The organism is Providencia zhijiangensis, from assembly GCF_030315915.2.
In the GTDB taxonomy this organism is placed as follows: Bacteria; Pseudomonadota; Gammaproteobacteria; order Enterobacterales; family Enterobacteriaceae; genus Providencia; species Providencia zhijiangensis.
In genome coordinates, this window is record NZ_CP135990.1 from 3393110 (window position 1) to 3414265 (window position 21156).

16 protein-coding genes, 1 tRNA gene and 3 pseudogenes are annotated in these 21156 nt (G+C 44.2%); 8 read left to right on the top strand and 12 right to left on the bottom strand.

What is annotated here, in order from left to right; translation table 11 throughout:
- Positions 1 to 38: 38 nt before the first annotated feature.
- The 3 genes from QS795_RS15465 to QS795_RS15475 all read right to left on the bottom strand — a co-directional run bounded on the left by QS795_RS15465 (position 39) and on the right by QS795_RS15475 (position 1597).
- Entirely contained in the window at positions 39 to 599 is a 561-nt protein-coding gene (locus QS795_RS15465) for a DUF6630 family protein (RefSeq protein ID WP_286269565.1), read from the bottom strand.
- Positions 600 to 687: 88 nt separating this feature from the next.
- A complete protein-coding gene (locus tag QS795_RS15470) occupies positions 688 to 1071 on the bottom strand; it encodes a VOC family protein (RefSeq protein ID WP_286269563.1) in 384 nt (127 codons plus the stop codon).
- Between the two features lie 40 nt (positions 1072 to 1111).
- Positions 1112 to 1597 (bottom strand): MarR family winged helix-turn-helix transcriptional regulator, encoded by a 486-nt coding sequence (locus QS795_RS15475; protein ID WP_154638055.1) that lies wholly within the window; start codon positions 1595 to 1597, stop codon positions 1112 to 1114.
- Between the two features lie 58 nt (positions 1598 to 1655).
- On the opposite strand from QS795_RS15475, the gene QS795_RS15480 reads away from it, so the two are divergent.
- Entirely contained in the window at positions 1656 to 2132 is a 477-nt protein-coding gene (locus tag QS795_RS15480) for a carboxymuconolactone decarboxylase family protein (protein ID WP_154638054.1), read from the top strand.
- Positions 2133 to 2174: 42 nt separating this feature from the next.
- Here the strand turns inward: QS795_RS15480 and QS795_RS15485 are convergent, their stop codons facing one another.
- From QS795_RS15485 to olsF, 4 genes are all read right to left on the bottom strand, one after another.
- Positions 2175 to 3827 (bottom strand): ABC transporter permease, encoded by a 1653-nt coding sequence (locus QS795_RS15485; protein WP_286269872.1) that lies wholly within the window; start codon positions 3825 to 3827, stop codon positions 2175 to 2177.
- A 62-nt stretch (positions 3828 to 3889) separates the two neighbouring features.
- A complete protein-coding gene (locus QS795_RS15490) occupies positions 3890 to 4870 on the bottom strand; it encodes an ABC transporter substrate-binding protein (protein ID WP_418055356.1) in 981 nt (326 codons plus the stop codon).
- 14 nt (positions 4871 to 4884) lie between these two features.
- Positions 4885 to 5637 carry an ABC transporter ATP-binding protein gene (locus QS795_RS15495; protein WP_154602952.1) on the bottom strand — a complete coding sequence of 251 codons (753 nt, stop codon included), beginning with the start codon at positions 5635 to 5637 and terminating at the stop codon, positions 4885 to 4887.
- Between the two features lie 171 nt (positions 5638 to 5808).
- Entirely contained in the window at positions 5809 to 7527 is a 1719-nt protein-coding gene (gene olsF / locus QS795_RS15500) for a bifunctional ornithine lipid synthase OlsF (protein WP_286269559.1), read from the bottom strand.
- Positions 7528 to 7832: 305 nt separating this feature from the next.
- Here olsF and QS795_RS15505 point away from each other — a divergent pair.
- Together QS795_RS15505 and fdhF are read left to right on the top strand one after the other, a co-directional pair.
- A pseudogene (locus QS795_RS15505) lies at positions 7833 to 8105 on the top strand (molybdopterin-dependent oxidoreductase); the annotation flags it as partial.
- 449 nt (positions 8106 to 8554) lie between these two features.
- Complete coding sequence (gene fdhF, locus QS795_RS15510) at positions 8555 to 10702, top strand: formate dehydrogenase subunit alpha (protein ID WP_318626611.1); 2148 nt, start codon at positions 8555 to 8557, stop codon at positions 10700 to 10702.
- A gap of 414 nt (positions 10703 to 11116) precedes the next feature.
- On the opposite strand, the pseudogene QS795_RS15515 reads toward fdhF, so the two are convergent.
- Positions 11117 to 12541: pseudogene (locus tag QS795_RS15515) on the bottom strand (sigma 54-interacting transcriptional regulator); the annotation flags it as partial.
- Between the two features lie 9 nt (positions 12542 to 12550).
- A protein-coding gene (locus QS795_RS15520; protein ID WP_166685554.1) for an IS3 family transposase occupies positions 12551 to 13719 on the bottom strand; the annotation gives its coding sequence in 2 pieces (ribosomal slippage) (positions 12551 to 13470 and positions 13470 to 13719; 1170 coding nt in all).
- A gap of 23 nt (positions 13720 to 13742) precedes the next feature.
- Between QS795_RS15520 and QS795_RS15525 the strand changes: the two genes are divergently transcribed.
- The 3 genes from QS795_RS15525 to QS795_RS15535 are packed head-to-tail and all read left to right on the top strand — an operon-like array spanning position 13743 to position 16678.
- Positions 13743 to 15236 carry a DUF3387 domain-containing protein gene (locus QS795_RS15525; RefSeq protein WP_318626612.1) on the top strand — a complete coding sequence of 498 codons (1494 nt, stop codon included), beginning with the start codon at positions 13743 to 13745 and terminating at the stop codon, positions 15234 to 15236.
- 51 nt (positions 15237 to 15287) lie between these two features.
- On the top strand, positions 15288 to 15845 hold the full coding sequence (locus QS795_RS15530; protein WP_172767631.1) for a hypothetical protein: 558 nt from the start codon (positions 15288 to 15290) through the stop codon (positions 15843 to 15845).
- Positions 15846 to 15847: 2 nt separating this feature from the next.
- Positions 15848 to 16678 carry an ATP F0F1 synthase synthase gene (locus QS795_RS15535; RefSeq protein ID WP_172767630.1) on the top strand — a complete coding sequence of 277 codons (831 nt, stop codon included), beginning with the start codon at positions 15848 to 15850 and terminating at the stop codon, positions 16676 to 16678.
- A gap of 127 nt (positions 16679 to 16805) precedes the next feature.
- Here the strand turns inward: QS795_RS15535 and QS795_RS15540 are convergent.
- The 3 genes and pseudogenes from QS795_RS15540 to QS795_RS15550 form a co-directional block, all read right to left on the bottom strand.
- Positions 16806 to 17075: pseudogene (locus QS795_RS15540) on the bottom strand (tyrosine-type recombinase/integrase); the annotation flags it as partial.
- Entirely contained in the window at positions 17072 to 18343 is a 1272-nt protein-coding gene (locus QS795_RS15545) for a tyrosine-type recombinase/integrase (RefSeq protein ID WP_172767629.1), read from the bottom strand. The pseudogene QS795_RS15540 and the gene QS795_RS15545, both read right to left, overlap by 4 nt.
- A gap of 317 nt (positions 18344 to 18660) precedes the next feature.
- A tRNA-Leu gene (locus QS795_RS15550) sits at positions 18661 to 18745 on the bottom strand.
- Positions 18746 to 19164: 419 nt separating this feature from the next.
- Between QS795_RS15550 and ampH the strand changes: the two genes are divergently transcribed.
- Both ampH and QS795_RS15560 read left to right on the top strand, forming a co-directional pair.
- Positions 19165 to 20391 (top strand): D-alanyl-D-alanine-carboxypeptidase/endopeptidase AmpH, encoded by a 1227-nt coding sequence (gene ampH / locus QS795_RS15555; RefSeq protein WP_108478848.1) that lies wholly within the window; start codon positions 19165 to 19167, stop codon positions 20389 to 20391.
- A gap of 221 nt (positions 20392 to 20612) precedes the next feature.
- Positions 20613 to 21113 carry a hypothetical protein gene (locus tag QS795_RS15560; RefSeq protein WP_154602993.1) on the top strand — a complete coding sequence of 167 codons (501 nt, stop codon included), beginning with the start codon at positions 20613 to 20615 and terminating at the stop codon, positions 21111 to 21113.
- The last annotated feature ends 43 nt before the right edge of the window (positions 21114 to 21156 follow it).

Here is a 21156-nt window from a genome sequence, read left to right on the forward strand (position 1 = left end):
TATGAAGGGGAATACTGCTTGTATTCCCCTTTTTGCTATTAATACTCGCTGTAATCCACTTCTTCGTCATTCAGCTCAACCATGACGTCGAAATGTTCCATGATGTCCATAAACGGTTCGAAAATACCGGAAGGAATTAAGATCTCATGGTAGGCATCATTGCCGGAAGTCAGACCCAATAAATAGTAACCAAGGGCTTGTAGTTGCTGATTAGCGCGAACAAAAATTTGGTCTGGTCTTAAATCGTTTTTAGGGTCTTTAACGGCAAAATCTAGCTGAATATCCAACCCTTCAACGTCAACAGCGTCTTCCAAGAAACTCACCGCAGATTCACTGTCTTTCCAGTCTATCCAAAAGCTGTTTCCCATATTCGACCTGACAATAAGATCTGCCATTAAATAGCCAATTTCACCCTCTTCGATACGCTCGACGAACCCCTCTTCGTCCTCACTGATCGACTCTTTTAACTCTTCCTCAAATGAAGAGATATCCGTTTCCATATTCTCGATTGAATCTGGATTTAACAGCTTCGCCAGCTTGTTAACCACCTGCATAATGTCATTGAAATGGTCGAGCGCTTCTGGGTTCATGCCCTGCATCGTTATTCCTTATTTTTAGCGTAATTGGCTGTATTTTCACTAAAATAGGTGATTCGGTATATCGAATAATTCCGATATTTACAGTGAATTAGCCCTGCACTGGTGTGCAAATCTCGATCAAAAAGCCATTTAGGTCATGAACATAACCTATCGTTTGTCCCCAAGGCATCTCCTGCGCGTCTTGTACCAACTCAGCTCCGGCTTTAACTGCCTGAGCCAACGCGTTTTGTACATTATCAGTCTCAAAAGCAAGTTCAAAAACAGGGGCGTGCGGATTAGGACCAACCGCGCCTTTACCGAGTTGATTCATTAACGCCAATGAAGAAAATGAAATTGTTGTGCTACCAGTATCCAGCTCGCCATAATCACCACTTTCATGGAGAAACAATTTTTTAAAACCAAAAGCTTGTTGGTAAAAATCGAGGGTTTTCTCTACATTCTCGACATACAAAATAGCGTATTTGAATTTCATTATTTTCTCTCACGTCATAGGAAGTATTAGATAGGGAGTATTAGGCTTTGTCGCTATCAAATTGCTTGGCGACATCCACCAGCCATTTTCGGATCACTTTTTCATCAGATTCACTCACTCCACTTAATAACCTATTTTCAGTGGACTTAACAGCCCCTTTGCATTGACGTAATAATGCTTCCCCTAATTGGGTTATTTCAATAATTTGGATCCGCCCATGCTCCGGGTGCGGCAACTTAGAGATCATTCCCGCCTTTTCGAGATTTTTCACAATCACACTCATAGTCTGCGGCGTTAATAATGATAGCCTCGCTAAATCAGCCCCTGAGGCTTTAGGATATTCTGCAACCATTAACAACACAGAAAATTGAGGAAGCGTTACTCCCACATCCTGCAAAACTTGCTCCATGCGAATACGATGAGCCGCATGAGCCTGTCGCAGTAAATAGCCAATATGACCTGATTCCCCACGTTTGCCTTCCCCTATTTCAGGGATCATCGATGTATTAACTTTTGACTTGCGCATAATGTAAGAATTCGAATATTATTATCAGAGTTCTTATATTATCCGTTTGGAGCACAGAATGAAACCTGAAATTATTGGAAGAAGTGATTGGAATCAGTTTGAAAAAATCGCCCCTGAAGTCGTTGCCGCGATGGGAGAACTGGGAAAAGCCGTTAGCAATTCAGGGCTTGAAAAACCACTTACTGAGTTACTGAAAATACGCGTATCCCAAATCAACGGTTGTGCGTTTTGCCTTCAATATCACTTAAACTTAGCCCGTAAATTGGGGATTGAAGCCGCTAAATTGGATCTCTTGCCAACTTGGCGTGATGCCGGTATTTATACGCCTCGCGAACAAGCCGCGCTCGCTTGGGCAGAATCACTAACTTTAATGGCTGCTCAGCATGTTTCTGATGATGTTTATCAAGCACTACAGAATGAATTTACTGAATCCGAAATTGCGTTTCTAACCTCAGCGATTGGAGCGATTAATGCTTGGAACCGTATTGCGGGTGCTCTGCAATTCGCGCCACCAATTCCTAAATCGAGTTTGTAAAATCATGCATCCCAAGGTGAATATCGCCCTTGGGATGGTTGATTAACGGCTATACCGCTGCTGAATAAATTGCGCGCACAGCATCAAGGTTAAGCTTATCAATACCGCCAGACAGGCCATCGCCATACCGCTGCCAATGGAACCTTGCTCAAACTGGCGCCAAACAAAAATCGACACCGTTTGCATGCCAGCAGGAGCCAGTAACAGCGAGGAAACCAGCTCTCGTGATGCCACCGCAAACACCAACATCATCGCCGCCACTAAGCTCGGTAAAACCAACGGAAATAAAATCAGTCTCAGTGACGTCATTAACCCTGCACCATGAACCCGTGCCGCATCGGATAAACTGCCGCCAATTTGCGTGAATGCCGCACTGCAATAACGCACAGGATAAGGCAGTAGTAAGCAACTATAGGCCAGCAATAAAATTCCCCAAGTATGATAGGGCGTGATGGGCCAAAACGGTTGATTCCACGCCAAAATAAGCCCCACTGCGACCACAATACCGGGAATGGCTATTGGCAGTAACGAGAGCCCATCCAGCAATGCGGCACCACGGATCCGCTGCGCGACGACCAGCCATGCACATAAAAAGCCCAATGTCCCCGTCAATATCGCGGTTGCCGTTGCGAGAGACACACTCGTCACTAATGCATCGAGGGCTTCTGTGTGGCTATTTAACAGTCCAGCAAAATGCCGGAGCGTTAGGTTATCCAGCGTCAATCCGCCAGAAACCGTATTGGAAAATGCCGTGCCAAACATAGCCAGTAACGGCATGCCAACCGCACAAAGCGCCACGAAAGAAAACAAACACACCGCAGGAATGCGCCAAATACCCAATGAGCGAGTCACCAATACCGCGGCTTTGCCCGTATTCGTCGCCACATTACGCCCAGACACTAACGAACGCTGTAAGGTATAAGCCAATAGCGCCAAACTGGCTAACACCAACGACAGTGATGCCGCTCCCGGTAAATCAATCGGCCAATCGGCAAGACGCTGCTCGATATCCGTTGTCAGAACCCGAATACCATTCGGAGAGCCAATCGCCGAAGGAATGCCGAATTCTTCAATCGCCAAAGTGAAGACCAGCAATAAACCTGCGGCAATCGAGGGCAAAGAGAGAGGCAATGTCACTCGCATAAATGCCTGCCATGCGGATGCCCCATGAACTTGTGCCACATCCGCCAAACGGTTGCCATTCGCCGCCATACTGCGGGAGACCGAAAAATAGAGCACCGGAAACAGATTTAACGACATAATCACCACCATGCCCCCAAGGGAAAACAGGGCGCTACCGGGGCTGATGCCAAATAGTTGCTGAGAATAACCATTCGGTTGCAGGGTTAACATCCATGAAAGCCCTGCGATATAAGGTGGAATTAAAAATGGGATCAAAAACAGTAAGTCCCAAACACGGGCAAAAGGCAGGTTAAATAAGCCACGTAAAGCCCCTAATGGGATCGCTATCACGGCACTTACCAGCGCCACACCTAAACCCAGTAAAAACGTATTTTGCAGTAAATTTACCAGTGCCGGTTCATTAAATAGATGGGTAATCGGCTGGAAAATTTGGCTGAAATCCCCTTGTCCAAAATACGGAAATAGCGCTTGTAACACAATAAAACTCAAGGGAATAATCACTAAAATCGCCAAGGCGATTAAGATCGAAAATGGCAATAAACGACGTGTCATCATCAGAAAATCAGCTCCTGCTGGGTCGCTAATGCCACCCAGCGGCGAGGAAGAGAAAACCGTTAGCGGAAAATACCGCTAAAGCGAGATAACACGCTGCTGCGCTCTGCGCTGTCGGTAGTCGGTTCTGGCAACAGTTTTAACGTCGAAAAATCAGGCCGCTTGCCAGCAACATCCGTTCTGGCTGGCATTAACCAGGCATCTGCCACGATTTTCTGACCTTCAGGGGAGAGCACGTAATCAACAAAAGCTTTAGCTTCATTTTGCTGTTTACTGCTATTTAAAATCATCATGGGACGTGGCGCGATGGCCGTTCCACTACTTGGGAAAATCACCTCGATGGATTCACCTTCCGCGATGCTACCGTAAGCCACATAGTCGACTGCACCAAATACAGCCGCTTTTGCTCCTTGCAACACAGGCGTTAACGCTTGCGCATTCGGGCCAGAAATCACCATTCCATTAGCTTTTAATTCAGAGAATAGCGTCCATGCGGCATCTGGTTTCGCATTCTGTAATCCCAACAATAAGTCTAACGATGCCCCTGACAATGCAGGGTCTGGCATGGTGACTTTGTCTTTAAAAACTGGCTGAGCTAGATCTGCCCAATCTGTTGGCTTCGGCGTGCCACTTTTACTGTTCCAAACAATCCCCAAGGCGGAGATCCCTTGTGCCACATAGTATGGTGTTTTGAATTGCGCAGGCACTTTTTCGGCATTTGGGCTTTCATACGCCAGTAACCAGCCTTTTTGCTGAAGGTCTACCGCGGTATCCCATGAGGCAGAAATCAAGACATCCGCACGCGGGTTGGCCTGTTCCGCTTCTAAGCGCGCCATCACCTTGCCAGTCGTTGCCTGAAACACATCCACTTTCACGCCCGTTTGCTTTTCATACCCCGCGGCTAGCTGTTTTGCCATCGCCCCTGGCCCTGCGGTGTAGACGGTCAAGGCATGGGAAGAAACGGAAAATAGTGCGCAGGATAATCCTAAACTCATTGCGATACCTTTCATGGAAAAATGGTTTGATAACATCAGCTTTTGCATAACAGAGTCTCTCTTCATAAGGTGGCCAAACTGTCTATTTTGCCGTTTTGCATATGAGCGATTTGATGCGCCAATGCATGGGCTTCTGCAGGATCGTGAGTGACATAAACGGCGGTAATTTCTAATGCGCGAAGTAGCTGCGCCATCTCATCACACAGAGAACGGCGTAAAGCAACATCAAGGTTAGAAAGGGGTTCATCAAACAATAAAATTTCAGGTTCCGCGATAATGGCGCGGGCTAATGCCACCCGCTGCTGCTGACCGCCAGAGAGGTCGGCAGGTTTACGCTTGGCAAAACCTGCTAATCCAACCCGCTCTAAGGCTTGGTTCACCCTATCCTCTATCGCTTGACGCGCCACTTTGCGCATACGTAAAGGAAAAGCCACGTTCTGAAATACGGTCATGTGAGGCCAAAGTGCATAATCTTGAAACACCATACCGAGATTGCGCTGTTCCGGCGGGACAAGTCGCTGGGCACTTGCGACCAGCTTTTCATTCAATAAAATCTCGCCTGAGCTTGGTTGCAATAACCCCGCTAACAGCTTCAATAAGGTACTTTTACCGCAACCGGAGGGGCCTAATAGCGCTAAGATAGAGCCTTTTGCGACGGTCAGATCAATCCCATCCAGCACCGTTTGATGAGCAAAAACTTGAGAGAGTTTGTGAATAGAAATCATCGGATGCTGCGAGGCTAATTGCGCATTCGCTGCGTTAGCTTTTTGAAAAGCATCCTGACTCCCATTCAATGAAGAGAGTGCGTTTAACATACATTGTTATCCTCTTTGGGACTTAATCGTTATCGAGGATGCTACGAAAGGAATGGGTCAGTGAGATGACAAATTTATGATGGAATAATGACAGGGTGAATGGCATCAATGGGATTATTAATATAATAAATAAGATAGGAAAGGATGAGTTTCCTCACCCTTCCCATCATTTTATTCAGTCGTCGATTGAGCTTGATGGACTGCAATATAACGCTGATAACGCTGTGGTTTTAAGCGGCTTAAATCCACCAAAACCAAACCGTCAATGCAGTCGTTAAACGCAGGGTCGGTACCAAAATCAATAAACTGCACGCCACCTGGCTCACACAGCTCCGTATACTGTTTATACAGAGTCGGAATAGAGCAGCCAATATTGCTGAGTAAGCTTTTTAGCTTCACTAAATCTTCTTGATAGTTATTGCCATCAAACTGGGCTAAAACCTGTGGTAGTGACGCGGGATACGGCTTACGGGATTGCGCCATTGCCAGCTCCGAGGAGAAATAAAGGCGATAAAAGGCAATCAGCAAATCACGCGCAGCAACGGGCATACTTCCTGAGATAGACACAGGGCCAAATAGATAACGATATTGCGGATACTTCGCTAAATACGCGCCAATACCTAACCAAAGATAATCTAAGCCACGTTTTCCCCAATAGGCAGGCTGAATAAAACTGCGTCCTAATTCAATCCCTTGCGCCAAAATAGGCATCATGTCTTGGTTATAGTGGAACAGGCTATTACTGTAGATCCCCTCTAACCCTTTTTTCTCTAGTTGCTGCTCCGTCGGCACAAATCGGTATGCGCCCACCACTTCTAAATCCTCTTCATCCCATAAAATAAGATGGTAATAATCGTCATCGAAACTATCGAGATCGCGGCGTCGACCGGAGCCTTCCCCCACCGCACGAAATGCGATTTCCCGCAATCGCCCTAGCTCACGTAAAATCGGCGTTCGCTCTTCTTGCTGGCGCTGATAGAGGTAAATAATTTTACCATCGGGAGTGACGCCTAATTGTTCGCAAACCGCTAGCGCCTTTTTCAGTTCAATGCGATCTTCAGGTAACGCGATTGGGGCTTCACAGGTAAACAGCCCGGCTTTTCCTTTGCCTAGCAGATACACATGGCGACGAAACCGCTCTGCCAGTTCATTATCATTCGTTCGCCCGTCATACCATTGGGAAAACGGGATGCGCCCACCGATGCGTAATTTGATGCGATTATTGCGCTGCTTGAACATTTCGTTCACCAACATCAAAGCCGATAGCGGCTTATACACCAAGGATGTTGTGTAGAACAGCAGGCTGTTATGGGCTTGCACATGCACAGGAACAATCGGTGCGCGAGATTTGGCGGCTAAACGTAAAAAACCTGTGCGCCAATGACAATCACGAACGCCTTTCGTGCTCCAGCGAGAAACTTCCCCCGCAGGGAAAACAACCAAGGCCCCTTGGTTATCAAGATGCGATTGCATGCCGACGACTTGCTGGCGGTTGGTGCGATTGCCAACATTATCAACAGGAATAAATAAGCTTTGAAGTGGCTCAAGGTAACTGAGCATTTGGTTGGCGACGATTTTGACATCGGGTCTAACTGTTGCCACTGCGCGTAAAATTGCGAGCCCATCAAGGGAGCCAATCGGATGATTTGCAACAAATAAGACCAGCCCTTGGCTTGGGATATTCTCTAAATCCCCATCGCCTAATTCGCAACGGACATTCAAGTCATTCATAAACTGCTCGACAAGATCGAGCCCTTTTAAGTGCGGATAATCTTCAGCAAGCTGCTGGAAATCTCTTTCATGTAATAAACGCTTTAATAACTTCCGTTTCCAAGCGGGCAGTGTTTGCTGCGGAAAAGCACTTTCCAGTAAAGCATCAACACTAAACATAATGAAGTCCTCTCACATGCGCGTTATTGGCAAATTTAAGTCATAATAATGACGAATAAATAACCACTTTGTGACAAGATTATGAAATAAATGATGCAAGAACTATACGTCATTGTCCGAGAAATCCTCGACACTTTTGACGATTTCTTCTCCATTTAGCTTTTGTTTACTTTTCACCTAAAAATATTTTCTTTTTATTCAGTTAATTACAAATTCAGTCTTCGCTAAAAAAACTGGCACAAACCCTGCATTAGCTCTCTTGAAAGAGCGGGAAACCGCTACACAAAAATAGAGGAGCAATGTTGATGGAAAAAGTCATCACCGTCTGCCCGTATTGCGCCTCAGGCTGTAAAATCAACCTGAAGGTGGAGAACGGGAAGATCATAGGCGCTGAAGGCGCAAATGGTCACACAAATGAAGGGGAGCTTTGCCTGAAAGGTTACTATGGCTGGGACTTCATTCATGACACTAAAATTTTAACGCCGCGTTTAAAAAACCCGATGATCCGCCGTCAACGTGGTGGCAAATTAGAGGTCGTTTCTTGGGAGGAAGCCATTGAATTTGCAAGCTCCCGTTTGATCGAGCCCTTTTAAGTGCGGATAATCTTCAGCAAGCTGCTGGAAATCTCTTTCATGTAATAAACGCTTTAATAACTTCCGTTTCCAAGCGGGCAGTGTTTGCTGCGGAAAAGCACTTTCCAGTAAAGCATCAACACTAAACATAATGAAGTCCTCTCACATGCGCGTTATTGGCAAATTTAAGTCATAATAATGACGAATAAATAACCACTTTGTGACAAGATTATGAAATAAATGATGCAAGAACTATACGTCATTGTCCGAGAAATCCTCGACACTTTTGACGATTTCTTCTCCATTTAGCTTTTGTTTACTTTTCACCTAAAAATATTTTCTTTTTATTCAGTTAATTACAAATTCAGTCTTCGCTAAAAAAACTGGCACAAACCCTGCATTAGCTCTCTTGAAAGAGCGGGAAACCGCTACACAAAAATAGAGGAGCAATGTTGATGGAAAAAGTCATCACCGTCTGCCCGTATTGCGCCTCAGGCTGTAAAATCAACCTGAAGGTGGAGAACGGGAAGATCATAGGCGCTGAAGGCGCAAATGGTCACACAAATGAAGGGGAGCTTTGCCTGAAAGGTTACTATGGCTGGGACTTCATTCATGACACTAAAATTTTAACGCCGCGTTTAAAAAACCCGATGATCCGCCGTCAACGTGGTGGCAAATTAGAGGTCGTTTCTTGGGAGGAAGCCATTGAATTTGCAAGCTCCCGTTTATTAGCCATCAAAGAAAAATATGGCCCAAAAGCCATCATGACGACAGGCTCTTCCCGCGGTCCGGGTAACGAAGCTAACTTCGTGATGCAGAAATTTGTTCGTGCAGCGGTCGGTAGTAACAATATCGACTGCTGTGCTCGTGTCTGACACGGCCCTTCGGTTGCAGGTCTGCAGCGTTCGGTCGGTAATGGCGCAATGAGCAACTCAATTGTTGAAATTGAGGATACCAAATGTATTTTTGTCTTCGGTTATAACGCCGCGGACTCACATCCTATTGTCGCTCGCCGTATTTTAAAAGCGAAAGAGAAAGGGGCACAAATTATTGTCTGCGACCCGCGTTATATTGAAACCGCGCGTATTGCAGATATTCACTTACCACTGAAAAACGGTTCGAATATCGCATTATTGAATGCGTTAGCCTACGTTATCATCGAGGAAAATCTGTATGACCATGCCTTTATCGAGGCACATACCGATAAATTCGACGAATATCGTGCATTAGTCGCGCCATACACACCTGAATCAGTTGAAGAGATCACCGGCATCAAAGCCGAGGATATCCGCAGAACTGCACGGATGTACGCTAAAGCTGAAAATGCCACCATTTTATGGGGCATGGGTGTGACTCAGTTCTATCAAGGGGTAGAGACAGTTCAGTCTCTGACCAGCTTGGCATTACTGACAGGCAACCTTGGCAAGCCGCATGTGGGTGTGGGTCCTGTACGTGGTCAAAATAACGTACAAGGTGCCTGCGATATGGGCGCATTACCAAATACGCTGCCGGGCTACCAGTATGTTTCAGATAAAGCGGCACTCGAGAAATTCGCCAAATTCTGGGGCATTGACGCAATGCCGGATGAAAATGGTATTCCACTGAGTGAAGTCCCTCACTTTATCGATGAAGGCGTGCTGAAAGCACACTATGTGATGGGTGAAGATCCACTGCAAACAGAGCCGGATTTAGCAACGATCCGCCGCACGTTCGACAAACTTGAGCTGTTAATCGTGCAAGATATCTTTATGACTAAAACCGCGTCAATTGCAGACGTGATTTTCCCAGCCACTTCTTGGGGGGAACATGAAGGTGTTTATACGGCGGCTGACCGTGGTTTCCAACGCTTCTATAAAGCGGTAGAGCCTGTGGGTGATGTGAAAACTGACTGGGAAATCATCAGTTTAATGTCAACCGCAATGGGCTACCCAATGCACTACAACAACACCAAAGAAATTTGGGATGAGCTGCGTGAGCTTTGCCCGATTTATTTTGGTGCGACTTACGAGAAAATGGCGGGCTTGGCATACATTCAATGGCCATGTCGTACATTAGAAAGTGAAGGCACTGAGTACCTGTATGAAGGTGGTAATTTCGATACACCAAATGGTCGCGGTCAATTCTTCACTTGCGAATGGCGTCCACCAATCGACCAAGTCAGTGCTGAGTACCCAATGGTTCTTGCCACCGTGCGTGAAGTGGGTCACTACTCTTGCCGCTCTATGACCGGTAACTGTAAAGCCCTTGCATCTCTTGCTGACGAACCGGGTTTTGTTCAGATCAATACGGCCGATGCGAAAGCGTTAGGCATTAAGGATCAGGAACTGGTTTGGGTCTGTTCACGACAAGGTAAAGTCATCACTCGCGCCAATATCAGCGACCGCCCAAATAAAGGCGCCGTATATATGACGTATCAGTGGTGGATTGGTGCTTGTAATGAGCTGGTCGCCGAAAACTTAAGCCCGATAACCAAAACACCAGAATACAAATATTGTGCGGTGCGTGTTGAGCCAATCGCGGATCAACATCAAGCCGAGCATTATGTGGTTCAGGAGTATACGGGTATCAAGCGTCGCTTACGTGAGGCGGCCGAAGGTTTATAGTTTGTTTTAACGCTTTGCACTGTAGGAATGCGAATATAAAGCAAACCTACAGTGCAAATTATATTAAAAGCTACCGATATTAAAAATCACCTAACGATAATAAACATCGCCATTCAACAAGCGACTAAAATAAAATATTAATCGCCATTAAAAACTATTTAATAAAAAAATAACCTTCCAACAAAATAATCAACATCCTTTATTTTCACTGATTATTTTCCCTTTCCTTTTTATCTTTTCCCTTTCTCTTTCCCTTTTCCTTTTTCTTTGCCAGCTTCTACCAATCTCTAAATAATTCGCGTTGTGGCTAGGCGGCAGACGCAGCTAATCCCTAGGAGCATACATAAGTATGTGACTAGGGTTAGTAAGGATAGCCAACAACGCCACAGCGTGAAGTATGACGAGATTAAGAGATTACTGGAATAAATCCTGAACACTAACCCCCAATCTCTGCATCCTTGAAAGCAACGTCGTACGCTTCAACCCTAAGCGGGCTGCCGCCCCTCTCGCCCCTGCAACCACCCCATTGGTAGCTTTCAGCGCTTCAATAATGCGGCTTCGCTCTTCATCATCGCTTTCTGGCGCATCCGTCTGCATTTTTCGCTCTAATGAACTGGGCTTATTCAGGGCTTCTTTAATACGAGATGGTTTTGGGATATTTAGCTCATGCAATTGAATATTCAACGTATTTCCACGGGTTAAAATGACCGCACGTTCAATCACATTTTCCAGTTCTCGCACATTGCCCGGCCATGGATACAAGGATAGCTGCGCGAGAGCATCGCGAGGAATACACTCAATTTTACGGTTCATACGCTGCGCCATTTTCTTGGTGAAATAGGTCGCAAGTAGCGGAATATCTTCTGGTCGGTCACGCAATGGCGGGATCACAATCGGGAATACATTCAAACGATAATAGAGATCTTCACGGAACTCTCGGTCTTCCGTCATCGCTTTCAAGTTGCGATTGGTCGCCGCCACAAGGCGCACATCCACAGGGATAACTTTATTGCCACCAATGCGCTCAATTTCACGCTCTTGCAAAACACGCAATAATTTTGGTTGTAAATCCAATGGCATATCACCAATTTCATCTAAAAACAGCGTGCTTTTATCCGCCATTTCAAAGCGACCAATATGGGTGCTCGTCGCGCCGGTAAATGCGCCTTTATCATGCCCAAACAGGTCACTTTCCAGTAAACCCGTTGGAATTGCCGCACAGTTCATTTTAATCAGCGAGCGTTGGTGACGATGGCTAAGTTGATGAACGGCTCTGGCAATTAACTCTTTACCGGTGCCCGTTTCACCCAAGATGAGCACGGTGCTATCACTGCGAGCGACTAAATCCACTTGCTCCAATACTTCACGCATCGCCTGACTTTGGAAGACTATTTCGCTGAAACTATTGGTGTTTTGGATCTGTTCATTGAGCCATAAATTTTCATTTTTCAGGCTATCTTTGAGGCGAGTGATCTCGCCATACGCCGCGGCATTATCCACAGCAATCGCAAAACGCGCCGCGACTTGTTTCAATAAATTGCAGTTATCTTCAGTGAAAATACGGTCATCTTCATGGGATAACACCAAAACACCCAATGGCTTATGATTGAATGCCAACGGCAATAATAAGGTTTCCGTCATCCCTTCCGCGCACAGGTTTTGATACAGAGGGTCTTGAGTTTGACTATCGAGCGTTAAGCGCAGCGGTTTGTTGCTCTCTAAGACTTGAGCAAGATCCGCATGCAGTTCATTAAGATGATACTGGCTTTTTTTAACCGGTTTTGAGCGTTGATAATGGCTTGAATAACAAAGATAAACCGCTGAACTGACATTATCACAATGTAGTGGTCAACTAAAATTGGCCACGGTTTTAGAGTTTTTCCGGTATTGGTTTTCTGATTCGTTTGGTGGTAATCCACCGTTATATTCATGCGGCCTGACTTCGCTGTAATACCCGACGATATAATCCGTTATTGCATGGGCTGCTTCACTGAAGCTGATGTAGCCGGTCACCGGCACCCACTCATTTTTCAGACTTCTGAAGAAGCGCTCCATCGGGCTGTTATCCCAGCAGTTACCACGCCTACTCATACTTTGTTTTATCCGGTATCGCCACAGTAACTGTCGGAACTGCCTGCTTGTATAGTGGCTACCCTGATCACTGTGGAACATGAGCCCGGATGGCTTATTTCGTATTTCCCATGCCATTTTCAGCGCTTTGGTTGTCAGTTTGCTGTCCGGAGAAAATGACATTGCCCAGCCCACGGGTTTCCTTGCGAACAGGTCGAGTACAACGGCCAGGTATGCCCAGCGTTTACCGGTCCAGATATACGTTACGTCGCCGCACCATACCTGATTGGGCTCTGTCACTGCGAACTGTCGCTCAAGGTGGTTCGGGATAGCAATGTGTTCATGACCGCCACGTTTATACCGGTGAACAGGCTGCTGACAGCTCACCAGCCCCATCTCCTTCATTAGCCGTCCGGCAAGCCATCGTCCCATCCGGAAGCCCCTGTGTGTTGCCATTACAGCGATACTTCTTGCACCTGCTGAGCCATGACTGAGGCCGTGCAGCTCCTGAACCTGACTACGTAATACGGCTCTCCTGCCGTCCGGATTGTCAGGCCGGTTTTCCCGGTATCTATAGCTGCTGCGGTGAACTCCGAACACGCAGCAAAGAGTGGCCACAGGATAATGCGCTCTGAGTTTCCCGATCACCGAGACCTGTTCAGGGAGTCTGACATCAAGAGCGCGGTAGCCTTTTTTAATATTTCGTTTTCCATTTCAATACGTTGAATTTTTTTCTTCAGCTCACGTATCTCAATTTGTTCCGGCGTGATAGGGGATGCTTTCGGTGTTTTGCCTGCCCGTTCGTCCCGTAATTGCTTTACCCACCGCGTCAAGGTGGAAAGCCCGACATTCATGGCTTTCGCGGCATCTGCAACTGTATAGTTCTGATCCACAACCAGCTGGGCTGATTCACGTCTGAATTCTGCACTGAAATTTCGTTTTTTCATTAAGGCACCTGTGTTGTTCTGAGGTGAGCATATCACCTCTGTTCAGGTGGCCAAATTTATTAAACCACTACAAACTGATTGCGCTTCGTCCTGAGTGGGATGCAGTGAAGGTCTGTGAGGATGGTGCGACTTTATCGGAAAGTGATAAGAAAAAAGTTAAGCCGATGGAACGAGTCAAGATGATTATGACTCGTGACAAAGATGATGATAAAGCTTTGTGGAATAAGCTCGGTAGTAAAGAGTATCGTAAAGAGCTGGATCGTCAGTTCAAAAATGACAAATCGAACTTCAAAATCGCGATTGTCGTGGATATGTGGCTGACGGGCTTTGATGTACCGTTCCTCGATACCATCTACATTGATAAGCCATTGCAAAAACACAATCTGATCCAAACCATTTCGAGAGTAAACCGTAAATTCGAAGGTAAAGAAAATGGTCTGGTAGTTGATTACATCGGCATTAAAAAACAGATGAACCTTGCTCTTTCCCAATACACAGCAGGGCAAGATCAGAGCTTAGAAGATATCAAACAGTCGGTCATTATTGTTAAGGATCACCTGAGCCTGTTAGATGGATTATTCCATAAATTCGACTCTAAACCGTACTTCAATGGCACATCTCTAAAACAGTTACATTGTTTAAATGCCTCTGCTGACTTTGCACTAAGAACCAAGAAGTTTGAAAAGACGTTTATGGATCTGACTAAGCGCCTCAAATCTGCTTATGACATTTGTGTGGGAAGCAGTGAGCTGACCAAAGCCCATAAAGATAAGATTCATTATTATCTCGCCGTTCGAACCATAGTATTTAAAATCACCACTGGCGGTGCGCCAGATGTAGAGCAAATGAACCGCAGAGTAAGGGATTTGGTTAAAGATGCTCTTATCAGTGATGGAGTCGAAGAGATCTTTAGGCTGGGTGAGAAAGACGGTGGCGAGATTGATATATTCGATGATGATTATCTTGCCAAGCTGGAGATGGTGAAGCAGCCCAATACGAAACTTCAACTGCTTAAGCAAATGCTTGCTAAGGCGATTGGCGAGTTTAAAAAGACCAACAAAGTGAAAGGTATCGACTTCACTAAGAAAATGAATATGTTAGTTGAAAAGTACAATGAGCGTGACGAAAAGGATGTCCTTCGCTCGGAAGTAATCAATGATTTTTCTGATGAAATTATCAACCTTTACAATGAACTACGTGCTGAAATGGCCTCCTTTGGTGAAATGGGGATAAATTTTGAAGAAAAAGCGTTTTACGACATACTCATTTCACTAGCTCATAAGTACGACTTTACCTACCCAGAAGAGAAGCTGCTTGGCCTGTCCAAAGAAGTGAAGAAAGTCATTGATGATAAAGCCAAGTACACCGATTGGAACAAACGAGACGACATCAAAGCTGAACTGCATTTCGACTTGATTATCTTGCTTGATGAATGGGGATACCCACCAATCGACCGTGATGAAGTGTATAAAGAGATTTTCGAGCAGGCAGAAAATTTCAAACGTAACCGAGCATAAGAGATTGTCAATAATTATGACTTAAAATTATATGCAAGCGTAGGATGTATAATGAATATTCTATTTCGGCTTTTGCTAACATTTAATGCGACATCACTCTTAGTGATAATTTTTATTGTACAAAAAGGATACACATTATCGTATTTTTTTGACGTGACAATTAGTCAGTTAAGCTGGATTACTGTGATACCAAATATGGCGTCATATTTTCTTTATGTTCTTATCCCAATATTTTTTACTGGTATCAGTCTATTACTAAGCAAAAGACTTGGAAAAGATGAGTTCAAAAAAGGTAATATAATAAGTATTGAGTATGCTAATAATAGTTTTTTACCCAGCTATCTAGGTTATTTTTTTGTTGCACTCAGCGTTGGAAGTTGGGAATCTTTGTGGTTTGTATACGGCATTTTATTTATTTTTACTTTTTTGTCTCAGGCCCTCTATTTTAACCCTCTATTCCTGGTATTTGGTTATACGTTTTACAATGTAACAACTATAAACGGAACAGTAATATTTTTAATTAGTCGCCAAAAATATAAAACACCTTGTGATATCGAAATATCAACTGCCTTTAGGATTAATAACTATACATTTATTGAACGGAGCTAGTAATGGATCACGTATTAATTAAGGTAAAAGGGCTTCGTAAGAAGCCATATCGTAAGTTAATTTCAGATTATAAGCTTTTTGAAACCGTTGATATCAATGTTAATTATTGCGTTACATATAGCCCTGATCATAATTTAGATGAGGATACATGGTTTAAAGTTGAACAATTCAGTCAGCAGCCGTATAACCTTGGCATATTTAATCAACCATTTGATTCTAAAGACCATGATGACGCAACTAAAGAGCAATTTTCAAAAATATCATATCTAGTTTCAGTTCAAGATCAGGGGTTTTATTTTCAAAAAATCACACCAGCACTTTTCATTCGGAAAAAAATAATCGCATTTGGTGAGTCCGCTAAAATTGAAAAAAGTGAAAACCGATTAGTAATTAATACAATTCCTGATGCAGTTTATATAAAAGCATCTGACACTTTAGCTTTCCGTAATTTAGCTACTATCTCTAGTATTTTTTCTGGAATTGACATGCTTTATAAAGAAGCAACGAATGAAGAAGTTGAGGATTTTTTATCTGAGCCTTTTATTGAACTCAGTAATGAATACGAAGCAGAAAAAGTATCAAAGCCTAACCGAAAACGAGTAGCACTAGCAATGGCTACACTTGCCACCATGTCTTCTGAAGACAAAGTCAATATGTTGACTTATATTGATGGATACTGTGACCAGCGATTAAATTTCGATCAGGAAAATAATAAATTCCTAATTTCAACAGACGACGAGTTGAAGCATCTTCTTTACGGTATTGAACAACGCTTTTATACAACTCCCTTTGGGCATGAAAAAAGGTTAGCTAACTCTGTACAGGCTTTATAATAGCCAACTCTGATTAATTACTATTTTCAAGCTTTCTGGAAAGAAATTTAGTCATGATTTCTTGAAGTAATAGCTTACAATCTATTATAGCCATCTTTAAATCTAGACGTAAAGATGGCTGTAGTTATCACTTAAAATTTACACTAACCACATTATCCAAGCTCCCCTCCCGCTCATCCATGTAATCCAAATACCATTGCATCATTTCTCTGCATCCATACATATACTGAGCATGATTATACGTGCCACGGATCGCATTCTTATCGATATGAGCAAGCTGAGTTTCAATCTATGTAGAGTTATATCCTTTCTCATGCAAAATTGTGCTCATCCTGTGGCGGAAGCCATGCACTGTTAGCCTTCCTTTATACCCCAGTAACTCAATAACCCCATTTAAATTGCCTTTATTGAATTACTTGATTTTGCAAAACTAAAAGGTGAAATCTCCTTCTCCCTATTCGCATCCAGATAATCTGCCCACCATTGCACCATCAATCGTCTTTCCTCAATATGCTCTGCCTTATGGATATAAGCCGCACGCACTGAGTTACGTTCTTGGTGGCTCATTTGCCTTTCTACTGCATCCTTCGACCACAGCCCTGACTCAATCAACGAGCTACATGCCATTGTTCTAAAACCATGACCACACACTTCCGTCTTAGTGTCATAACCCATCACACGTAATGCGTTGTTTACCGTATTTTCGCTCATCGGTTTTCTAGGATTATGATCACCAATAAAGATCAGTTCGTGATTCCCACTGAATTGATATATCTGTTTTAAGATCTCAATGGCTTGTCGGCTTAAAGGAACTAAATGAGGGGTACGCATTTTTGATCCACGATGAGAGTGCTTAACCCCTTCTATCGCTTCACGTTCTGCGGGGATTGTCCACATCGCATTATCAAAATCGATTTCATCCCAACGAGCAAAACGCAGTTCACTGGAACGAATGAAGACTAACAAGGTGAGTTTGACGGCTAAAGTTGTTAATGGTCTGCCAGTATAGCTATCGATACGTTGTAAGAACTCTGGTAGGCGTTTCAGTTCTAAAGCAGCTCTATGGACTCGTTTGCCTGTAGCAACTGCTCCAGCCATATCTTGTGCAGGGTTATAGTCGATTAAACCGCTTTGTACTGCATAACGCATAATACCTGTCACACGCTGTTGTAAACGTGCAGCCACCTCAAGACGTCCAGACATCTCCACGGCTTTAATCGGTTCGAGTAGATCGCGAGTTTTTAGTTCGGCAATATTACGTTTGCCAATAGCAGCAAAGATATTGTCCTCAAGGCTTTTGAGGACTCGATGGCTATGGCCTTCTGACCACTTCTTATTCGTTGCATGCCAATCACGCGCAACTTTCTCAAAGGTATTAAATTCCTTTTGCTGCTCTTCCTTTAATTCTTTCTTGTGTTCACGAGGGTCGATACCTAAAGCAACTTGCTTTCTGGCAGCATCTCTTCTTTCTCTTGCATCCGCTAAGGAGATTTCTGGATATACACCAAAAGCCATCAAATGTTGTTTGCCGCCAAAGCGAAAACGGAAACGCCAATATTTAGAGCCATTGGGGTGAACATACAGAAACAAGCCATCACTATCTGTCAGTGTATAAGCTTTCTCGTCAGGTTTAGCTGCACGAACTTTCGTATCGGTTAATGCCATATTCTTTGTCCTCTTCACCCCAGAGTGAGTATATAAACGAGATATCTCAGATTACTGTTGATGATTTCGAGTTACATAGCCAACTATGTGCCTACGCCACAGGCTGCGCCTGCTTTGCTCTAGCATCGGTAATTCGAGATATAATGAGTATACAAACATTATCGAAGCGATGTATATACTCAGATGTATACTCACTCGGAGGTTGATGTGGGTTGAGTTAGATTGACATGCATTGACTGAAAACGCAGGGAAAGCCTTGCAAACACTGGATTTTAGATACAAAAAAAGACGTCCGTTGACGTCTCTTGATGTTCTTATGGTGCCGAAGGCCGGACTCGAACCGGCACACCCGAAGGCGGTTGATTTTGAATCAACTGCGTCTACCAATTCCGCCACTCCGGCACGAAGTGATGTGTTTCTTGGAAAACGGTGCCATTATACTTGCCTGATGCCTACTGGCAACATTTATCTTGAACAATCAGATTGTTCGATTAAAAAAAAAGCACCTGAAAAAATCTTTCCACAAAAAGCCCAATATCCCCTGTTATGTTCAACAACATTTGAATATCTATGCTAATTTTCCTAAGAGTATTTTCATTGTCTTAACCCTTGGGTGGCTGGCGACAAAGCATAATTTTTGTTAGTTTATCCGCACTCTTATGTAAAATTATAAAGGCATATTTTATGGGCTTTGTTGGATGGATAGCCACTGGTCTGGTTATTGGCATCTTAATTGGTGTCGTCATGAAAATTTTCTCAAAGAAAAAATAAATATTGGCTGAAAAGCCTTTTATAAACAATCATATCGGCTGGCTTCAAACATGAAGAAAACATTTCTTAAAATTTTGTCGGTATCCGCACTCTCTGCGGCATTGATGGCCTGTTCCTCAACGACAGAAAAAACCTCGCAAAGCTCACCAAGTGGCATGCTTGCAGGTAATTCAGAGTGGCAAATATTCGAAGGCGATAGAAGAACTTACGAGCGTGTCACCAAAATCGTCGATATGTATGCGAATCGAATTTATAACGAAAGCGATGCTCGAGGCATGGCCATTATCGTCATTGATAACAACCAAACCCTCGCTCGCTATTATGGTGAAACCGCGCCGGGCAATGGACAAAAACCAGGTCCTAACTCCCTGATCCGCATAGCTTCTGTTAGCAAATTAATGACCAGCGAAATTTTAATTAAGCTGGAGCAAGATAAAAAATTAGCGATCACCGATCCGCTACAGCAATACAGCTACAACGGCGTTACCGTGCCTGATAACAACAGCGGGCAACCTATCCGACTGTATCATTTAGCGAGCCATACCAGTGGCTTACCTCGCGAACAACCAGGTGGAAAATGGGGTCGTCCTGTCTTTATCTGGCCAACCCAAGAGAACCGTTGGACATGGCTGAAAACCGGTAAACTCGACTTTACACCGGGCACTGAAGCGGCTTATTCCAACCTCGCCTATGATTTACTCGCCGATGCGATGGTGAAAGCGACGGGGCAGTCATACCCGCAATTGTTCAGCAAATACGTGACATCTCCGGCGAAAATGACGGATACCACCTATACCCCAAGCAAAGGTCAATGCGCCCGATTAATGGAAGGCACCAAGCCAAGCCCTTGCCATAACACCCTTGCGGCAGCAGGAAGCGGCGGTGTGTATTCCACACCGGCAGATATGCAAAAGTGGATGCAGCAATTTTTATCCACGGATAATAACCTACGTAAAGCGACCGCAGCTCGTGAGCAAGGTATTTTCTTCCCACGAGAAAAGCTGTTAGATGCCAAAGGGATGGACGTGGCAGGTTATGCTGATGGTCTAGGTCTTGGCTGGGTGTATATGAAGCCTAAAAACGGCATTCCGGGGATCTACCAGAAAACCGGCGGCGGCGGCGGATTTAATACCTATATGGCGATGATCCCACAGCAAAATATTGCGGTATTCGTGGTGATGACCCGTAAAGATGGTAGTAAGTTCAGTAAGTTAACCGCCGGTGTGAATGATATGGTTGCTTCGTTATCGTCTAACCATGCGTATGGGAAAAATTGAAAGGGTACCGCCGACGCGATTAATGCACTGGCGAGTTATACCCCTACCCTAAAACGCGGATTTGTGCGCCTACTGACATTTATCGTGACAACTGCCTGAGCCCTTCAGGCAGTTTTTTATTCGCCGCTCTTTCTGATAGACGGCTGCTTTTTATGCAATATTTTAGTGTGACCTTTCGCTACTCTTAGGCCTTCTTACTCATAATTAGCGAGGGAACTAAGATGAAAATTATCCCATTTTCCATCCACAACATATTACGCCCCAGCTCCGTAAAATCAGGAACGGCCACAGCTTCTGAATTAGTAAAGCAACTCAGAAATGTATTTAATCATCAAGCTGCCTTTCCACAACCTAAAAAACCAGACTATGTCGAAATCGATCTTTCAAGGCTGGTTAATGAGAAAGCGGATGATCCGAACATTGAAGCAACCGCTGAGTATAAAAAACTATTCGCAGATACCATGAACGAAGCAAAGCAATCATTCATTCAAGCGACCTGGAAAAATGCTTATAGGATTGAAAAATCATACAGTGCAAATGGCGGTTCGTTCTCTTATGCACAACAGATTGCCAACAAAAGTGGAAAAAACGTGATTGGCATTATCGGTGAATATACCTCTCAGACGGAACAAAAAAGTATCCAGCATGTATTATTTAAGCCACAAGGAAAAATTCAATCGATGCTGAGTAATTTCGGTAATTTTATCCTCAGCATAAAGTGAGTATGGTCTTGGTATGGAGACTTGCCGTCGACAATAAAAAAGG

Bases quoted from the DNA above. Each gene is read 5' to 3' on its own strand.
- olsF (WP_286269559.1), bottom strand. From the start codon at position 7,527: ATGTTTAGTGTTGATGCTTTACTGGAAAGTGCTTTTCCGCAGCAAACA.
- QS795_RS15490 (WP_418055356.1), bottom strand. From the start codon at position 4,870: ATGCAAAAGCTGATGTTATCAAACCATTTTTCCATGAAAGGTATCGCA.
- QS795_RS15560 (WP_154602993.1), top strand. From the start codon at position 20,613: ATGAAAATTATCCCATTTTCCATCCACAACATATTACGCCCCAGCTCC.
- QS795_RS15545 (WP_172767629.1), bottom strand. From the start codon at position 18,343: ATGGCATTAACCGATACGAAAGTTCGTGCAGCTAAACCTGACGAGAAA.
- QS795_RS15470 (WP_286269563.1), bottom strand. From the start codon at position 1,071: ATGAAATTCAAATACGCTATTTTGTATGTCGAGAATGTAGAGAAAACC.
- QS795_RS15480 (WP_154638054.1), top strand. From the start codon at position 1,656: ATGAAACCTGAAATTATTGGAAGAAGTGATTGGAATCAGTTTGAAAAA.
- ampH (WP_108478848.1), top strand. From the start codon at position 19,165: ATGAAGAAAACATTTCTTAAAATTTTGTCGGTATCCGCACTCTCTGCG.
- QS795_RS15485 (WP_286269872.1), bottom strand. From the start codon at position 3,827: ATGACACGTCGTTTATTGCCATTTTCGATCTTAATCGCCTTGGCGATT.
- QS795_RS15475 (WP_154638055.1), bottom strand. From the start codon at position 1,597: ATGCGCAAGTCAAAAGTTAATACATCGATGATCCCTGAAATAGGGGAA.
- QS795_RS15495 (WP_154602952.1), bottom strand. From the start codon at position 5,637: ATGTTAAACGCACTCTCTTCATTGAATGGGAGTCAGGATGCTTTTCAA.
- QS795_RS15465 (WP_286269565.1), bottom strand. From the start codon at position 599: ATGCAGGGCATGAACCCAGAAGCGCTCGACCATTTCAATGACATTATG.
- QS795_RS15530 (WP_172767631.1), top strand. From the start codon at position 15,288: ATGAATATTCTATTTCGGCTTTTGCTAACATTTAATGCGACATCACTC.
- QS795_RS15535 (WP_172767630.1), top strand. From the start codon at position 15,848: ATGGATCACGTATTAATTAAGGTAAAAGGGCTTCGTAAGAAGCCATAT.